Source organism: Streptomyces sp. NPDC018964 (genome assembly GCF_044390325.1).
Taxonomy (GTDB): domain Bacteria; phylum Actinomycetota; class Actinomycetes; order Streptomycetales; family Streptomycetaceae; genus Streptomyces.
The window spans coordinates 77,961-93,126 of the sequence record NZ_JBIRYZ010000019.1 but is presented as its reverse complement, the minus strand read 5'-3'; the positions used below and the strand labels follow the sequence as shown (position 1 = coordinate 93,126).

15 protein-coding genes and 1 pseudogene are annotated in these 15,166 nt (G+C 71.8%); 12 read left to right on the top strand and 4 right to left on the bottom strand.

Annotated elements, in window-relative coordinates:
* Window positions 1–83: 83 nt before the first annotated feature.
* The gene (locus ACH5AO_RS26950; protein ID WP_398928973.1) at window positions 84–455 is read left to right on the top strand and encodes a winged helix-turn-helix transcriptional regulator; all 372 of its coding nucleotides are present in this window, start codon (window positions 84–86) and stop codon (window positions 453–455) included.
* 18 nt (window positions 456–473) lie between these two features.
* On the opposite strand, the gene ACH5AO_RS26945 is transcribed toward ACH5AO_RS26950, so the two are convergent.
* Window positions 474–1,019: a DoxX family protein gene (locus ACH5AO_RS26945; RefSeq protein ID WP_398928971.1), complete on the bottom strand. Its 546-nt coding sequence runs from the start codon at window positions 1,017–1,019 to the stop codon at window positions 474–476.
* A 127-nt stretch (window positions 1,020–1,146) separates the two neighbouring features.
* Here ACH5AO_RS26945 and ACH5AO_RS26940 point away from each other — a divergent pair, with 127 nt between their 5' ends.
* Window positions 1,147–1,473: a hypothetical protein gene (locus ACH5AO_RS26940; protein WP_073934058.1), complete on the top strand. Its 327-nt coding sequence runs from the start codon at window positions 1,147–1,149 to the stop codon at window positions 1,471–1,473.
* A gap of 10 nt (window positions 1,474–1,483) precedes the next feature.
* On the opposite strand, the gene ACH5AO_RS26935 is transcribed toward ACH5AO_RS26940, so the two are convergent.
* Window positions 1,484–1,876 (bottom strand): winged helix-turn-helix transcriptional regulator, encoded by a 393-nt coding sequence (locus ACH5AO_RS26935; RefSeq protein WP_398928969.1) that lies wholly within the window; start codon window positions 1,874–1,876, stop codon window positions 1,484–1,486.
* 94 nt (window positions 1,877–1,970) lie between these two features.
* Here ACH5AO_RS26935 and ACH5AO_RS26930 point away from each other — a divergent pair, with 94 nt between their 5' ends.
* The 8 genes from ACH5AO_RS26930 to ACH5AO_RS26895 all read left to right on the top strand — a co-directional run bounded on the left by ACH5AO_RS26930 (window position 1,971) and on the right by ACH5AO_RS26895 (window position 13,449).
* Window positions 1,971–2,816 (top strand): SDR family oxidoreductase, encoded by an 846-nt coding sequence (locus ACH5AO_RS26930; RefSeq protein WP_398928967.1) that lies wholly within the window; start codon window positions 1,971–1,973, stop codon window positions 2,814–2,816.
* A gap of 183 nt (window positions 2,817–2,999) precedes the next feature.
* Entirely contained in the window at window positions 3,000–6,374 is a 3,375-nt protein-coding gene (locus tag ACH5AO_RS26925; protein ID WP_398928965.1) for a pyruvate carboxylase, read from the top strand.
* A 69-nt stretch (window positions 6,375–6,443) separates the two neighbouring features.
* A complete protein-coding gene (locus ACH5AO_RS26920; RefSeq protein WP_398928963.1) occupies window positions 6,444–7,154 on the top strand; it encodes a hypothetical protein in 711 nt (236 codons plus the stop codon).
* 47 nt (window positions 7,155–7,201) lie between these two features.
* On the top strand, window positions 7,202–8,014 hold the full coding sequence (locus ACH5AO_RS26915) for an SAM-dependent methyltransferase (RefSeq protein ID WP_398928961.1): 813 nt from the start codon (window positions 7,202–7,204) through the stop codon (window positions 8,012–8,014).
* Between the two features lie 46 nt (window positions 8,015–8,060).
* Entirely contained in the window at window positions 8,061–8,804 is a 744-nt protein-coding gene (locus tag ACH5AO_RS26910) for a class I SAM-dependent methyltransferase (protein ID WP_398928959.1), read from the top strand.
* 189 nt (window positions 8,805–8,993) lie between these two features.
* Complete coding sequence (locus tag ACH5AO_RS26905; protein ID WP_398928957.1) at window positions 8,994–12,005, top strand: family 16 glycoside hydrolase; 3,012 nt, start codon at window positions 8,994–8,996, stop codon at window positions 12,003–12,005.
* Window positions 12,006–12,112: 107 nt separating this feature from the next.
* A complete protein-coding gene (locus ACH5AO_RS26900) occupies window positions 12,113–12,295 on the top strand; it encodes a hypothetical protein (protein ID WP_398928955.1) in 183 nt (60 codons plus the stop codon).
* A gap of 356 nt (window positions 12,296–12,651) precedes the next feature.
* A complete protein-coding gene (locus ACH5AO_RS26895; protein ID WP_398928953.1) occupies window positions 12,652–13,449 on the top strand; it encodes a VOC family protein in 798 nt (265 codons plus the stop codon).
* A 24-nt stretch (window positions 13,450–13,473) separates the two neighbouring features.
* Here ACH5AO_RS26895 and ACH5AO_RS26890 read toward each other — a convergent pair whose 3' ends face one another.
* Complete coding sequence (locus tag ACH5AO_RS26890; protein ID WP_398928951.1) at window positions 13,474–13,863, bottom strand: RidA family protein; 390 nt, start codon at window positions 13,861–13,863, stop codon at window positions 13,474–13,476.
* 27 nt (window positions 13,864–13,890) lie between these two features.
* Here ACH5AO_RS26890 and ACH5AO_RS26885 point away from each other — a divergent pair.
* Both ACH5AO_RS26885 and ACH5AO_RS26880 read left to right on the top strand, forming a co-directional pair.
* Window positions 13,891–14,163 (top strand): annotated as a pseudogene (locus ACH5AO_RS26885) (LysR substrate-binding domain-containing protein); the annotation flags it as partial.
* Between the two features lie 70 nt (window positions 14,164–14,233).
* Window positions 14,234–14,467, top strand: coding sequence for a hypothetical protein (locus tag ACH5AO_RS26880; RefSeq protein WP_398928949.1), 234 nt, complete (start codon window positions 14,234–14,236; stop codon window positions 14,465–14,467).
* On the opposite strand, the gene ACH5AO_RS26875 is transcribed toward ACH5AO_RS26880, so the two are convergent.
* Window positions 14,464–15,117: a phosphoribosyltransferase gene (locus tag ACH5AO_RS26875; protein ID WP_398928947.1), complete on the bottom strand. Its 654-nt coding sequence runs from the start codon at window positions 15,115–15,117 to the stop codon at window positions 14,464–14,466. The two genes, ACH5AO_RS26880 and ACH5AO_RS26875, sit on opposite strands and share 4 nt — an antisense overlap.
* Window positions 15,118–15,166 lie beyond the last annotated feature (49 nt).

The window sequence follows — 15,166 nt, the reverse complement described above, 5'->3', positions numbered from 1 at the left end:
CGCTGAGAATTCGTACTCGACTATGAATAACACAGTCACTTACTTTTTTTCATCCCCTTGCGGAGGGGTAGTACCCTGGGGGCATGGCGGTCGAGCAGGCGCATGAGCCAGAGGCGTGCAAGAAGGTGGACGGCGGGATCACTCGCGTCTTCCAGTTGCTCGGGAAGCGCTGGACCGGCCCGATCGTGGCCGTGCTGGTGGAACAGCCGACGTACTTCGCCGATCTGCGCCGGGCGATTCCCGGCATCAGCGAGCGCATGCTCTCCGACCGGCTGACCGAACTGGGCGCCGCGGGACTCCTGGTCCGTGAGGTCGACGAGGGGCCCCCGCTGCGGGTCACCTACCGTCTGACGGAGTCGGGCGCCGCGCTGGGACCCGCGCTCAAGGAGCTCGGCAAGTGGGCCGAGACGCATCTGCCCGAGGGCGGGCCCTGTACGGAGCCGACGGGCTGCTGAGACCGCCGGCGCGTCGGACTACTCCTCGAACAGCGCCTCCTGCTCGCCCTCCTTGGCCTTCCGCAGCCGCCGGACGCGCGCACCCACCGTCATCGTCGTGGCCGCCGCGGTCACCGCGAAGGCCGCCGGGATCATCCAGCTCCGATTGACCGCGTGGCCGAGGGCGTGGTCCAGGGAGAGCCGGCCGGGACCCGTGACGGCGAGGCCGGCGGCCGTCAGCCCCAGGGACGCGGCGTACTCGAAGCCGCCCTCCTGGTTGAAGAAGCCGTTGGGCGCGTGCACGGCGGACGCGCCCGCCATCGCGCCGGCCGCCGCGGCGCCCGCCGCAGGGGTGGCCAGACCGAGCGCGAGCAGCACGCCCCCGCCGGCCTCGGCGAGGCCCGCCGCCATGGCGCTCGCCCTGCCGGGCACGTAGCCGATGGACTCCATGAACTGACCGGTGCCCTCGAGGCCGCCCCCGCCGAACCAGCCGAACAGCTTCTGCGCGCCGTGCGCCGCGAGCACCCCGCCCGTTCCCAGCCGGAGCAGCAGCAGGCCCAGATCACGTCGGTCGTAACAGGTCACATCGTCTCCCGGGGCAGTGGCTCGGCCCGACCACCGTCGCACCCCCACCGCCGGCCCGGCGCGCCACCGGTCGCCGTTCGGGTGACGCGGGTGGCGGGCTCCGGCGGCCGGTACGACGCTGGCAGGCATGACGATTCAGAGCACCCGTCTCAGCGACCCCGCCGTCCGCGCCTTCGTCACGGCCGTCAACAACCACGACCGGGACGGTTTCCTGTCCCTGCTGGCACCCGGTGCGACCATGGCGGACGACGGCTCCGAGCGCGATCTCACCGAGTGGATCGACCGGGAGATCTTCTCCTCCCACGGGCACCTAGAGGTCGACAACGAGTCCGGCGGCGGCCGCCGCCTCCTCGCCCGCTACAGCAACGACACCTGGGGCGAGATGCGCACCCGGTGGTCCTTCACCGTCGACGACGACGGCCGCATCTCCCGCTTCGAGACCGGCCAGGCCTGACCGTCCGGGGCTACCGGGCGGGGTCCTCGTCGTAGGCCCGCCGGGCCCGCTCGACCTCGCCCAGGTGGGCCGAGGCCCACTCGGAGAGGTGCGCGAAGAGCGGCGCGAGGCTGAGGCCCAGCTCGCTGATCTCGTACTCGACCCGGGGCGGAACCTCCGGGTGGTACGTGCGCACGACCAGGCCGTCGCGCTCCAACTGCCGCAGCCGCTGCGTCAGCACCTTCGGGGTGACCCCGCCGATCCGCCGTTGCAGCTCGACGAAGCGCTGTCGGCCGTACGTGTGCAGCGTCCACAGGACCGGGGTGGTCCACCGGCTGAACACGATGTCCACGACCGGGCTGACGGGACAGGCGAGTTCCGGGTCGGTCCCGGCTGCCGCCGTCCGCATCGCGCTCCCCGCCATGCGCACTCCTCCAGGGTAGTCACTATCTCCTAGGTACCTACTATACCGACGCTGTTAGCGTCCTCACCACACCGAGACAACAGGGGAGTTGTTCATGTTCGTGGTGACCGGGGCAACCGGAAACGTCGGCCGGGAACTCGTCCGCGCCCTCGCGGCGGACGGCGAGCGGGTGACCGCCACCTCCAGGGCGGTCTCGGCCGCCGACGTACCGGAGGGCGTGCGACACCTGCGCGCGGACCTCACCGACGCCGACAGCCTGCGCGAGGTCTTCGCCGGCGCCGACGCGCTGTTCCTGCAGAGCGGGGGAGCCAGTGCGCGCCTGCTGGACCCGCACGGCATCCTCGACGCCGCCAAGACCGCCGGGATCGGACGCGTCGTCCTGCTGTCCTCGCAGGGAGTCGTCACCCGGCCGGAGTCGGCCTCGCACGGCCGGGTGGCGCGGGCCATCGAGGACGCCGTACGGCAGTCGGGCCTGGACTGGACGGTCCTGCGCCCCGGCGGCTTCCACTCCAACGCCCTCGCCTGGGCCGAAGCGGTGCGCACCCGGCGGACCGTCGCCGCGCCGTTCGGCGACGTGGGCCTGCCCACGATCGACCCGGCCGACATCGCCGACGTGGCCGCGGTGACCCTGCGCGGGGCGGAACACCACGGCCGCGCCTACGAGTTGACCGGACCCGCCCTCACCACGCCCCGGCAGCGGGCCGAGGCGATCGGCGAGGCGGTCGGCGAACCGGTGCGCTTCGTGGGGCAGACCCGGGACGAAGCCCGCGCGCAGATGCGGCAGTTCATGCCCGAGGAGGTGGTCGACACCACGCTCGACATCCTGGGCGCCCCCACCCCCGGGGAGCTCCGGGCCGGCCTCGGCGTCGAGGACGTCACCGGCCGTCCGCCGCGCCCCTTCGCCGACTGGGCGCGCCGTCACGCCGCGCTGTTCCGGTAGGAACCGGCGGACGCCCGCGCGGTGAGGAGCCACGGAGAGTGACGGGGGACCCGGAGGGAAAACGTTCCCTCCGGGTCCCCCACACCGCCGGCGGTCCGGAAGCGAGTGGCCTGGTTCACATGGCGTACCGGACCCACCACCGACACGATGGTCCTTGTCACCGGCAGGCCGAAGGGATCGAGCATGTTCCGCAAGGTGCTGGTCGCCAACCGCGGCGAGATCGCGATCCGGGCGTTCCGCGCGGGCTACGAACTGGGCGCCCGAACCGTCGCCGTCTTCCCGCACGAGGACCGCAACTCGCTGCACCGCCTGAAGGCCGACGAGGCGTACGAGATCGGCGAGCCGGGACATCCGGTGCGGGCCTACCTCTCCGTCGAGGAGATCGTCCGCGCCGCGCGCCGCGCGGACGCCGACGCCGTCTACCCGGGCTACGGATTCCTGTCCGAGAACCCCGAACTGGCCAGGGCCTGCGAAGAGGCCGGCATCACCTTCGTAGGACCCGGCGCCGACACCCTGGAGCTGACCGGCAACAAGGCCCGCGCCGTGGCCGCCGCCCGCGAGGCCGGCGTACCGGTGCTCGGCTCCTCGGCGCCCTCCACCGACGTCGACGAACTCGTCCGCGCCGCCGACGGCATCGGCTTCCCCGTGTTCGTCAAGGCGGTCGCCGGCGGCGGCGGACGCGGCATGCGCCGCGTCGAGGACCCCGACCGGCTCAGGGAGGCCGTCGAGGCGGCCTCCCGGGAGGCGGCGTCCGCGTTCGGCGACCCCACGGTGTTCCTGGAGAAGGCCGTCGTCGAACCCCGTCACATCGAGGTGCAGATCCTCGCCGACGGGCAGGGCGACGTCATCCACCTGTTCGAGCGGGACTGCTCGGTGCAGCGCCGCCACCAGAAGGTGATCGAACTCGCACCCGCCCCGAACCTCGACCCCGCGCTGCGCGACCGCATCTGCGCCGACGCGGTGAACTTCGCCCGCCGGATCGGCTACCGCAACGCCGGCACGGTGGAGTTCCTCCTCGACCGGGACGGCAACCACGTCTTCATCGAGATGAACCCGCGCATCCAGGTCGAACACACGGTCACCGAGGAGGTCACCGACGTCGACCTGGTGCAGGCGCAGTTGCGTATCGCCACCGGCGAGACCCTCGCCGACCTCGGCCTGTCCCAGGAGACCGTCACCCTGCGCGGCGCCGCGCTGCAGTGCCGCATCACCACCGAGGACCCCGCCAACGGCTTCCGCCCCGACACCGGCCGCATCAGCGCCTACCGCTCACCCGGCGGCTCCGGTATCCGCCTGGACGGCGGAACCACCCACGCCGGTACGGAGATCAGCGCCCACTTCGACTCGATGCTGGTGAAGCTCACCTGCCGGGGCCGGGACTTCGGCGCCGCGGTCGGCCGGGCCCGGCGCGCGGTGGCCGAGTTCCGCATCCGCGGCGTCGCCACCAACATCCCCTTCCTCCAGGCGGTCCTGGACGATCCGGACTTCCAGGCCGGACACGTCACCACGTCCTTCATCGAGCGGCGCCCGGAACTGCTCACCTCCCGCCACTCCGCCGACCGCGGCACCAAACTGCTCACCTACCTCGCCGACGTCACGGTGAACAAGCCGCACGGCGAACGGCCCCGGCTGATCGACCCGCTCACCAAGCTGCCGCCGCTGCCCGCCGGCGAACCGCCGGCCGGCTCCCGGCAGCGGCTCGCCGAACTCGGCCCCGACGGCTTCGCCCGCCGGCTGCGCGACGCACCGGCCATCGGCGTCACCGACACCACGTTCCGCGACGCCCACCAGTCGCTGCTCGCCACCCGGGTTCGCACCAAGGACCTCCTCGCCGTTGCCCCCGTGGTGGCGCACACCCTGCCCCAGCTGCTCTCCCTGGAGTGCTGGGGCGGCGCCACGTACGACGTCGCCCTGCGCTTCCTCGCCGAGGACCCCTGGGAGCGGCTGGCCGCCCTGCGGGAGGCCGTGCCCAACATCTGCCTCCAGATGCTGCTGCGCGGCCGCAACACCGTCGGCTACACCCCGTACCCGACCGAGGTGACCGACGCCTTCGTGCAGGAGGCGGCGGCCACCGGCATCGACATCTTCCGCGTCTTCGACGCGCTCAACGACGTCTCGCGGATGCGGCCCGCCATCGACGCCGTACGCGAGACCGGCACGGCCGTCGCCGAGGTGGCCCTGTGCTACACCGCCGACCTGTCCGACCCGTCCGAGCGGCTCTACACCCTCGACTACTACCTGCGCCTGGCCGAGCGGATCGTCGAGGCGGGCGCGCACGTCCTGGCCGTCAAGGACATGGCCGGACTGCTGCGGGCCCCCGCCGCGGCGACCCTCGTGTCGGCCCTGCGCCGGGAGTTCGACCTGCCGGTCCACCTGCACACCCACGACACCGCCGGCGGCCAGCTCGCCACCTACCTCGCCGCGATCCAGGCCGGCGCGGACGCGGTCGACGGAGCCGTGGCCTCGATGGCGGGCACCACCTCCCAGCCCTCCCTGTCGGCGATCGTCGCCGCGACCGACCACTCCGAGCGCCCCACCGGACTGGACCTGACGGCCGTCGGCGACCTGGAGCCCTACTGGGAGAGCGTCCGCAAGGTCTACGCCCCCTTCGAGGCGGGCCTCGCCTCGCCGACCGGCCGCGTCTACCACCACGAGATCCCCGGCGGGCAGCTCTCCAACCTGCGCACCCAGGCGATCGCGCTGGGCCTCGGCGACCGCTTCGAGGACATCGAGGCGATGTACGCCGCCGCCGACCGGATGCTCGGCCGCCTGGTGAAGGTCACCCCCTCGTCGAAGGTGGTCGGTGACCTGGCCCTGCACCTGGTGGGCGCGGGCGTCTCCCCGGAGGACTTCGAGGAGGAGCCGGACCGGTTCGACATTCCGGACTCCGTCATCGGCTTCCTGCGCGGCGAGCTGGGCACCCCGCCCGGCGGCTGGCCCGAGCCGTTCCGCAGCAGGGCCCTGCGGGGCCGCGCCGAACCCAAACCCGTCCGGGAGCTGACCGCCGACGACCGCGCGGGCCTGGCGAAGGACCGCCGGCCGACCCTCAACCGCCTCCTCTTCCCCGGCCCCACCCGGGAGTTCGAGACGCACCGCCAGACCTTCGGCGACACCAGCGTCCTGGACAGCAAGGACTTCTTCTACGGGCTGCGCCCCGGCACGGAGTACAGCGTCGACCTCGACCCCGGTGTGCGGCTGCTCATCGAACTGCAGGCGGTGGGCGACGCCGACGAGCGGGGCATGCGCACCGTGATGTCCACCCTGAACGGCCAGTTGCGGCCGATCCAGGTCCGCGACCGGTCGGCGGCCTCCGACGTCCCGGCCACCGAGAAGGCCGACCGCTCCGACCCCGGCCATGTCGCGGCCCCGTTCGCCGGTGTGGTGACCCTCGCGGTCACCGAGGGCGACGAGGTGGCGGCCGGCGCCACGGTGGCCACCATCGAGGCGATGAAGATGGAGGCTTCGATCACCGCCCCGAGGTCCGGCACCGTCACCCGGTTGGCCATCAACCGCATTCAGCAGGTGGAGGGCGGCGACCTCATCGTGGAACTCGCCTGAGCCCGCGCGGGCCGGTGGGGCCGGACCCGGACCGCCCCGTCGGCGGCGCGGCGGATGGAGTCCGGCTCCATGCCGGGAACACAGAAATCACGTGGCTCCGCGAACGGGCTGTGGGCCGCCTCCGCACTGGCCGCGTGCGCGGGGGTGTTCACCTGGCTGCTCGGGTGGCTGACGGCCGGGGTGTCGGAGCCGGACGAGCGCTGCGCCCACGGAACGGTGGGCCCCGGGGGCGACTTCCGGGTGGAGCGGAGCAGCTTTCCGCCGGAGGTCCGCTGTGTGTTCGCCGACGGCTCCACGGTCTCCGCGGGTGACTTCTTCGGCTGGGTGCTGTGGGTGTGCGTCGTGGTCGCCGCGGCCTGCGCCGTCCTGGCGCCGGTCCGCGAGTTCGCCGGGCTGCGCCAGGAGCGGGCCGTGGTCCGGTTCGGGATTCTCACCGTCGTCTGCCTGACGGTGCTGGCGCTCCTGTGCGTGGTCGTGCCGGCCGTCCTGGCCCCGCCCGGCCGCGATCCGCTGTCCGTCTGTTCGGCGCTCACCACGGGCGTCCACGAGCGCGCCTTCGAGGTACGGCGGTCGGTGTTCCCTCCGCAGACGACGTGCGTCTGTCCGAGCGGCGTCACCCACGACCTGGTTCCCGCGTGGTGGGGGACGACGACCTGGGGCGTGCCGGCCGCCGTGACGATCGCCCTCCTCGGACCGGCGCGGGCGGTGCGACGGCACGGCTGGAGACCACCGGGCCGGCGTTCTCCGGCAGCGGCTGCCCGCTCGGCGCGGGACACGTAGATTGTGCGTTGGCCAAAGCATTCCCTGACGGATGACGGACGGTACCCATGACCGACCCGGCGACGGCGCCCGGATCAGCGCAGCAGAAGATCGACACCTCGGTGCCGCACTCGGCCCGGATCTGGAACTACTGGCTGGGCGGGAAGGACAACTACCCCGTCGACGAGGAGGCCGGCGACGCCTACACCGCCGTCTTCCCCGGGATCGTCACCATCGCCCGCAGCAGCCGCGCCTTCCTGCGCCGCACCATCACCTACCTGGCGGGCGAGGTGGGCGTCCGGCAGTTCCTGGACATCGGGACCGGGCTGCCGACGGCCGACAACACCCATCAGGTCGCCCAGCGGATCGCCCCCGAGTCGCGGATCGTCTACGTCGACAACGACCCGATGGTCCTGGCCCACGCCCGCGCCCTGCTCTACTCCACCCCCCAGGGGGCGACCGCGTACGTGGACGCCGACGTCCTGGACCCCGACCGCATCCTGGAGGCCGCCGCGCGGACGCTGGACCTCAAGCGTCCCACCGCCCTCATCCTCAGCAACATCCTGGGCCACATCGCCGACTACGACCAGGCGCGTTCCGTCGTCACCCGGCTGATGGCCGCGCTGCCGTCCGGGAGCTACCTCTCCGTCAACGACGGCTCGCGCGGCGTCGACCCCGTCTTCGAGCGGGCCCAGGACGCCTACAACGAGAGCGGCGCCGTGCCCTACAACCTGCGCACCGTCGACCAGATCACGGCGTACTTCGAGGGTCTCGACCTCGTCGAGCCCGGTGTCGTCTCCGTCCCGCTGTGGCGCCCGGACAGCGACACCCCCGCCCCGGAACCCATCGGCGAGCACGGCGGTCTCGCCCGCAAGCCCTGACGTAATTCGCTGGACAACGCCGGTTCCGACGGCGAGCGTTGACGGAATGGAACAAGGAGACATCTGGGACGCCGACGTCGCCCTGCGCTATGACACGCCCGGTACCGGAATGTTCGCGCCCGAGGTGCTGGGACCGACCGTGGACCGCCTCGCCCGGCTCGCCGAGGGCGGGGCGGCCCTCGAGTTCGCCATCGGGACGGGCCGGGTGGCCGTTCCGCTCGCCAGGCGGGGAGTGCCCGTCACCGGGATCGAGTTGTCCCCGTCGATGGCCGAGCGGCTGCGGACCAAGGCCGACGAGGACACCATCCCCGTGATCATCGGCGACATGGCGACCACCACCGCGCCGGGGGAGTACACCCTGGTCTACCTCGTCTACAACACCATCGCCAATCTGCTCACCCAGGCCGAGCAGGTCGCGTGCTTCCGCAACGCCGCCCGTCACCTCGGCCCCGGCGGACGGTTCGTGGTCGAACTCTGGGTTCCCGAGCTGCGCAAGCTGCCGCCGGGTCAGCCGGCCGTGGTCTGCCGGTCCGATCCCGGGTACATCCTCCTGGACACCTACGACACCCTCCGCCAGCACGTCGTGTCCCATCACTTCCACTTCGACGGCACCAGGCAGGCCGAGCTGTTCCGCACCCCGCACCGCTACATCTGGCCGGCCGAGCTCGACCTCATGGCACAACTGGCCGGTTTCGAGCTGGAGTCCAGGCACGCGGACTGGGACGGCACCGCGTTCACCGCCGAGTCGCGCTCCCACGTGTCCGTCTACCGCCTCCCGCCCTCCCCGTAACCGCGCACCGGTTCCCCAACTCACCCATTACATCGATGAATACTGCCCACCGGAAGGACTTTGAACTCATCGAGTACAAAGTCTGGACGGGTTGAGCAGAAGTCTCCTAGCGTGTCGCCGCAACCGCTGGCGTTTCGCCACTCGGCACCGGAGTCATCCGGCCCTCCGGTCGACACAGCAGGAGGAAGCATGGACGCACGGCTGTACCGGCGCGCCCGAAGATCCCTGACAGGACTGGTCGTCGGCGCGTTCGTCGCGGGCGGACTCTGGGGAGCCCCCCTGGCGACGGCCCGGCCGGGCTCCGCGGCACAGGCGGACGTGCCGCCCCAGGAGCCCGGCGTCACCCTGCGCGTCTTCGACGTGCAGGTCCCGCTCGAGAAGATCTGCACGCTCAAGCCCGGACAGACCCCCAACGTCGACAAGTTGATGCCGACCGTCGACTGGAGCACGACCGGCGACTTCGGCGGGTTCAACGACAACTTCGTCACCCAGGTCACCGGCAACGTCCATGCGCCGGCCGACGGTTCGTACACCTTCCGGCTCTCCAGCGACGACGGCTCACGCCTGCTGATCGACGACCAGCTGGTCATCGACCACGACGGGCTGCACGGTGCCGAACCCAAGGACGGCACGGTCCAGCTCACCGAGGGTATGCACTCGTTGCGCATCGACCACTTCGAGCGCGGCGGCGACCAGGTGCTCAACCTCGCCTGGCAGCCGCCGGGCGCCGAGGGATTCGCGACGGTGCCGAACTCGGCGCTGAGCACCGACGCCGGCGTGGTCCGCGTCACCGCCCCGGGCCGCAAGGAGTGCGAGGGCTTCCGGGACTCGCCGGGCGACGGCCTCCCGCTCAACTCGGTGCGCCCCGACCACACCCTCACCGACCTGCGCCCCGAGGGCTTCCAGCCGCAGGTCACCGGCATGGACTGGCTGCCCGACGGCCGTCTGGTGGTGAGCACCTGGGGCGGCACCGACAACACCGCCGGTGAGGTCTACGTCATGGACGAGGTCACCGGCACCACGGGCCCGGACAAGGTGAAGGCCACGAAGATCGCCGAGGGCCTCAAGGAGCCGATGGGCCTCAAGGTCGTCGACGGCACCATCTTCGTCTCCCAGAAGCACGAGTTGACGGAGCTGGGCGACAGCGACGGCGACGGCTTCATGGACGAGTCCAGGACGATCGCCACCTGGCCCTACGGCGGCAACTTCCACGAGTTCGCCTTCGGACTGCTGTACAGCAAGGGCTACTTCTACCTGAACCTGTCCGTCGCCATCAACTACGGCGGCGCCACCACGGACCCGCAGCCCGCACCGGGCCGCGGCGCGACCATCAAGGTCAACAGGAAGACCGGCAAGGTGAGTTACATCGCCGGCGGCCTGCGCACCCCGAACGGCATCGGCTGGGGCCCCGGCGGCGGCATCTTCGCCACCGACAACCAGGGCGGCTGGCTCCCCTCGTCGAAGCTGGTCCACATCAAGCAGGACCGCTTCTTCAACCACTACACCAACCCCGCGGGTCCCTTCGACTCCGAGCCGGTGACCCAGCCGGTGCTCTGGCTCCCGCAGAACGAGATCGCCAACTCGCCCAGCAACCCGATCTACCTGACCAAGGGCAGGTTCAAGGGGCAGATGCTGTTCGGCGACGTCACCTACGGCGGTCTCCAGCGTGGCTACCTGGAGAAGGTCAAGGGCCAGTACCAGGGCGCGGTCTTCCGCTTCACCCAGGGCCTCGAAGCCGGCGTCAACCGGATCACCATGGGCCCCGACGGCGCGATCTACGCCGGCGGTCTGGGCGCGGACGGCAACTGGGGCCAGGAGGGCAAGCTCAGGTACGGCCTCCAGAAACTGACGCCGAACGGCGGCAACACCTTCGACATCCAGGCCATGCGGGTGAAGAAGGGCGGCTTCGAGCTGGAGTACACCCAGCCGCTCTCCGAGGAGACCGCTGACAACCTTGTCAGCCACTACGAGGCCCAGCAGTGGCGCTACACCCCGACGCGCGACTACGGCGGTCCCAAGATCGCCGAGGAGACCCTGAAGGTGACGTCGGCCGAGCTGTCGCGCGACCGCAAGAAGGTGACCCTGGGCATCGAGGGGCTCAAGCCGGGCCGCGTCGTCCACCTCCGCTCCCCGCGCCCGTTCAGCTCGGCGTCCGGCGAGACCCTGTGGAGCACGGAAGCCTGGTACACGCTCAACGCCATGCCGGGCAAGCAGCCCGAACAGGGCCCGCTGTACGAGGCCGAGGAGGCGTCCCTCACCGGCGCGGCCGGCATCAACACCGACCACCGGGGCTACTCCGGCAGCGGCTTCGTCGACCGGTACGGCACCCAGGGCGCCACGACGACCTTCGACGTCGAGGTGCGCAAGAGCGGGACGTATGACGTGGGGCTGCGCTACTCCAACGGCCCGGACCCCTTCCGGGGCACCAAGTCCCTCTCCCTGTACGTCAACGGCAAGAAGGTGAAGCAGACCGAGTTCCGCAGCACCGGCGACTGGGACACCTGGTCGACGCAGACCGAGGAACTGAGGCTGAAGGCCGGGCACAACAGCATCGCCTACCGCTATGACGAGGGCGACACCGGCCACGTCAACCTCGATCTCCTCAGCGTCGACCGGCACGGCAGGGCGGTCGACCTGTTCGACGGTGACGGCCTTGACCGGTGGCAGCACACCGACGGACGCCCGGTCGAGTGGCCGGTCACCGACGGCGCCATGGAGGTCTGCTGCGGGGACATCCGCACCAAGAACAGCTACGACGACTTCAAGCTGCACGTGGAGTACTGGCTGCCTCAACTGCCCCCGGACGTGACCGGTCAGGACCGCGCCAACAGCGGGGTCTACCTCCAGGACCGCTATGAACTCCAGATCCTGGACTCCTACGGCGACACCACGCTCGACACCAACGAAGCGGGAGCGATCTATCTGAAGAAGGCCCCTGACGTGAACGCCGCCAGAGCGCCCGAGACCTGGCAGTCGTACGACATCGTCTTCCACGCGGCGCGCTACGACCCCGAGGGGAACAAGACGTCGGACGCGCGGGTCACCGTGGTGTGGAACGGCAAGAAGATCCACGACGACGTGACCATCGACAGTCCGACGGGCGGCGGGATCGCCGAGGGTCCCGCGGCCGGAGCCGTCCGGCTGCAGGACCACGGCAACAAGGTCCGTTACCGCAACATCCGCATCGAACCGCTGAGTTAGCGCACGGCGGCCGGGTCCGGTGTCCTGTCGTCCGGCGCGGACGGCAGGACACCGGACGCCTCGTCCGCCGAGGCGCGCCGGGCACGGAGCCCGGCCCGCCCGTCCGGGTGCTCTCGCCCGCCGCGTACGCCCGTCCGGGCGTCAGGCCCGCACCCGACGGGCTCGCCGTGAACGCCGGCCCCGAGCCGCTGGGGGTGACCGCGCCGACGACGGGGCCGAGCGCGAAGTCGAGGGCGCGGGGCACGCTGTCCAGCGCCCCGGCCGTCACCGAGCCGATGCGGCCGGGGTGAAACCGGTGCGTTCAGCGGGGGAGGGACGGCGAACGAGCCCGGTCCTGGGTCGGTGACGGCCGTCCGGGAGAACGGCGGACAGCCGGTCACCGTCGGGACGCACCCGGCGAGGAAGCATGCGCCGAGGGCGAAGGAGAGCATGCCCCGTGCCCCGTCGGGCGGCCCGCCCCGGAGACCGTCGTCCCCCTGAGTATCCCCGTCGACCGCCCGGTAGGGGCCGAGGACCGTCGGCTCACCGTGCACGCCGCACCGCACGTGGAGCGGCGGACGAGGAACAGCCCCCGAACGCCCGGAGGGCGAGTGTCAGTGCCCGGTGGCACGCTGAGGTCAAAGGGAATCTGCGAAAGGACATCGCGGTGATCACCACTGACTTCGCCCCCGGCTCCCCCTGCATGCTCGACCTCGGCTCCCCCGACGTCCGGGCCGCCGCGGCCTTCTACGGCGCGGTCCTCGGCTGGGACTACGAGCCCATGGGGGACGGGGAGGACATGGAAGGCGGGATGCTCCGCAAGGACGGCAAGATGGTCGCCGGGCTGGGCAGGCTCACCGAGGAGGGCGCCCGTCCGGCCTGGATGATCTACTACACCGTCGCCGACGCGGACGCCACGACCCAGGCGGTGGAGCGCGCGGGCGGCACCGTGCGGGTGGCGCCGATGGACCTCGAGCAATGGGGCCGGATGGCACAGTACAGCGACCCCCTGGGCGGCCAGTTCGCCGTCTGGCAGCCGGGGGAGAGCAAGGGCGTCGACCTGGTGGACCAGCCGGGCTCGCTGTCCTGGACCGAGCTGTACACGAGCGACGCGGCGGCCGCGAAGGAGTTCTACGGCGGTGTCCTCGGCTGGCGGTTCAGCGACATGGAGATGCCGGGCGGCGAGGGCACCTACACCCTGATCACCCCGGCCGGACTGCCCGAGGAACGGATGCACGGCGGTCTCATGGAGGTCGGCGAGGAGGATCTCGCCCTGGCGGGCGGACGGCCGTACTGGCACCCGGTCTTCCACGTCACCGACTGCGACGCCGCGGTGGCCGAGGTCACCGCGAACGGCGGAAGCGTGCGGACGGGGCCGGTCGACGCGGAGGGCGTCGGCCGCCTGGCCGTCTGCCTCGACCCCTTCGACGCGGACTTCGTGGTGCTCACCCCGGCCGAGAGCTGAACGCCGGGGACGCCGGGCCGGCCGTCACCGGGCCGGCCGCCGCGCGTACACCTCGATCTCGATCTTCATCCGGGGGTCGGCGAGACCGCACACGAGCATGGTGGCGGCCGGCCGGACGTCGCCGAAACAGCGGCGCAGAACCGGCCAGCAGGGCTCGAAGTCGGCCCGGTCGGGCAGCAGATAACGCACCCGCACCACATCGGCGAAGGTGCACCCCGCCTCGGTCAGCGCGGCCCCGATGTTGCGCAGGCACTGCTCGGCCTGCTCCACCACGTCGTCGGAGATGGTCATGGTGGCGTAGTCGAACCCGGTCGTCCCGGACACATGCACCTCGTCGCCGTGGACCACGGCGCGGGCATAACCGATCTGCTCCTCGAACGTCGAGCCGCTGAGGACCGTACGTCGTTCCGTCATGCGCCGCACGCTAGGTGACCAGCCCCGATACGTCCAATACGGCAGCGGTACCTCGACGCGGAGCTGGACATCCGCGAGACGACCACCGCACCGCGGATCACCGCCCTGCACGAGAAGGCGATCGACATCGGCCTGCCGCGCGAGCCGCCCACGGACGAGACCGGACTCGGCTTCGAGACCGTCCTGACCGAGCCGTTCGTGGCCGTCCTGCCCGCGGCCCACCCGCTCGCCGCCCGGCGGACCGTGGACGTGGTCCGGCCGGCGGACTCGCCGTTCGTGCCCCTGCCCCGCGCCGCGAGTCCACGGCTCCACGACCGGATCACCGGCCGGTGCGTCCGGGAGGATTTCCCCCCGGACCGTCCAGCACGCGGTGGAATGGCAGACCGTCCGCGCCCTGGTGGAAACCGGCCTCGGTGCCTCCCCGGCCCCGGCGAGCATCCGGCGCATCCGCCTCCAGGGCGTCGCCTTCCGCGCCGTGGCGCCCGGCACCGCCCGCACCCGGGTCGCCGTCGCCTGGCGGGCGGGCGGGCGGACGGACGGCCCCGGCCCCCTGGTCGCCGACCTCCTGGCCACGGTCGGCCGGGAGCCGCGGGGCGACGTCTAGCCGGCCGGGTGCAGCTCCCTCAGCGCGTCCAGCACTTCCTGGTCGGTGACCTGGTGGAAGTCGTCGTACCACTCGCCGACCGACCGCACCTGCCGCGGCTGGTACAGGGAGACCACGTCGTCGGCCTCGTCCCGCAGCGCCGCGGCGGTGGCGTGGCCGCACACCGGCACCGCCAGGATCAGACGCAGGGGATCGCCGCGCCGGAGGTGCCGCAGGGCAGCGCGGGCGGTGATGCCCGTGGCCAGCCCGTCGTCCACGACCACGATGCTGTGACCGCCGACCTCCGGTGCGGGGCGCCCGCCGCGGTAGACCCGCTCCCGCCGGTGCAGCTCGACCCGTGCCCGGGCCACCTCCGGGCCGAGTTTGTCCTCCGAGAGGTCCATGGCCCGCATCCCCGTACGGTCGAACACCGGGGGGTCGTCCCCGGCGATCGCCCCGATGCCCACCTCGGGGGACCCGGGAACCCCGATCCTGCGGACCACGAGCACATCCAGCGGAACCTGCATCGCCCGGGCGATCTCCGCCCCGACCGGGACGCCACCGCGCGGCAGCGCCAGCACGGTCACATTCGCGAGATCGCCGCTGCTCGCCCACTCCAGCATCCTGACGGCCAGCTCCTGCCCGGCATGCGCACGGCTCTGGAATCGCACGGCTCGCTCCCTTCCTCGGCCACGGATGCCGGGTAACCGGCATCGGCCC